Here is a 1,254-nt window from a genome sequence, read left to right on the forward strand (position 1 = left end):
TCGGCCGGCACTGCGCCGCGCGGCGCGAGCGCCGACGTGCGGCGCAGCGCGATCTCGGCGTCCTTCAGTTCGGCCTGCTCGACGCCGAGGTTCGCGCGGGCGACCTTCACCTGCGCGAGCGCCTGCGCCAGCGAGGCCTCGACGTCACGGCTTTCGAGGCGCGCGATGATCTCGTCCTTCTTCACGCGCGTGCCTTCTAGCACGCCGAGCCATTCGACGCGCCCCTGGCCCTTCGACGCGACCGCGGCCTTGCGCTGCGGCACGACGTAGCCGGTCGCATTGAGCTGCGTGTCGTTCTGATACGGATAGGCGGACGTGACGGCGGTGGTTTCGACGGCCGGCCGGCCGGTGAGCGCGAGGCCGGCGGCGATCGCGCCGATGACGACCGCGGCCGCGACTGCATAGCGCAGCCACCGGCGCCGGCGGGGCGCCGGTGCGAGCGGACGCCGGTCGATCTTCAGTTTGTCCAGATTGTGATCGGGCAATTTGAGCGCCTCGAGACGGCGGCGGCCTGGCGACCTGCCGCGATCCGGTTTCCGGGGAAAGGGACGGATGGACGCCAGTATAAGCGTCGCCCCGACGGCGCGCGAGCGCGTTGGCGGCGCCGCCGCGGCGGTGGCAGGCAAGGGCATGCGCGTGCTCCCCCGGGGAAACCCGAGGGATGCAAGCAACGTGTCAACTTGCCGCGAACGCGGTGCGTTATGGAACCAGTGCGTCAGGTTTTGTCGCGGCGGAACGGCGAAAGCCGGCCTCGCTGCCTGGGGCTCCGATGCGAATGCCTCGCATCTTTACTTACCGGTACGTTTGATTTTTTCTCCGCTAAAGGAAGAACAATGAAGAAGACGCTCGCTTCGATCATCGCCGCAGCATTCGCGCTCGCATCGGTTTCGGCATTCGCACAGGCGTCCGCGCCGGCAGCCGACACGTCGGCAGCCGCTCCGGCACCGGCCAAGAAGGATCACAGCAAGCCGAAGCACCAGCTGAAGCAACACGGTTCGGCCAAGGGCAAGGCGAAGGCCGCCGCCGCATCGGCAGCCGGCACGAACGACGCAGGCGCGCAGAACTAAGACACGCGTCGCCCGGGGCCGGCACCGCCGGCCGCCAGTCGCGAGACCCCGCATGTTCACGCATGCGGGGTTTTGTTTTTTCAGGCGTCGTGTTCGCCGGCCGGCGGTGGCAGCGGCGGCGCGCGCATCGCGTCGACCACCGTGCGCATGCGCCGCCAGTGCGAGCCTTCCCAGAACACGCGCCGGC

The 1,254-nt window shown here is 69.3% G+C and carries 2 protein-coding genes and 1 pseudogene; 1 reads left to right on the forward strand and 2 read right to left on the reverse strand.

Annotation, left to right across the window (positions count from 1 at the left end; translation table 11 throughout):
- On the reverse strand, positions 1-485 hold a 485-nt coding region (locus G3O06_RS48315), incomplete at its 3' end, for a biotin/lipoyl-binding protein (protein ID WP_205820465.1).
- Positions 486-833: 348 nt separating this feature from the next.
- Between G3O06_RS48315 and G3O06_RS48320 the strand changes: the two genes are divergently transcribed.
- Complete coding sequence (locus tag G3O06_RS48320; RefSeq protein WP_174973723.1) at positions 834-1,067, forward strand: hypothetical protein; 234 nt, start codon at positions 834-836, stop codon at positions 1,065-1,067.
- 80 nt (positions 1,068-1,147) lie between these two features.
- On the opposite strand, the pseudogene G3O06_RS49570 reads toward G3O06_RS48320, so the two are convergent.
- A pseudogene (locus tag G3O06_RS49570) lies at positions 1,148-1,254 on the reverse strand (Mut7-C RNAse domain-containing protein); the annotation flags it as partial.

This window comes from Burkholderia sp. Ac-20345 (genome assembly GCF_017104825.1).
GTDB classification, from domain to species: domain Bacteria; phylum Pseudomonadota; class Gammaproteobacteria; order Burkholderiales; family Burkholderiaceae; genus Burkholderia; species Burkholderia lata_B.

Bases quoted from the DNA above. Each gene is read 5' to 3' on its own strand.
- G3O06_RS48320 (WP_174973723.1), top strand. From the start codon at position 834: ATGAAGAAGACGCTCGCTTCGATCATCGCCGCAGCATTCGCGCTCGCA.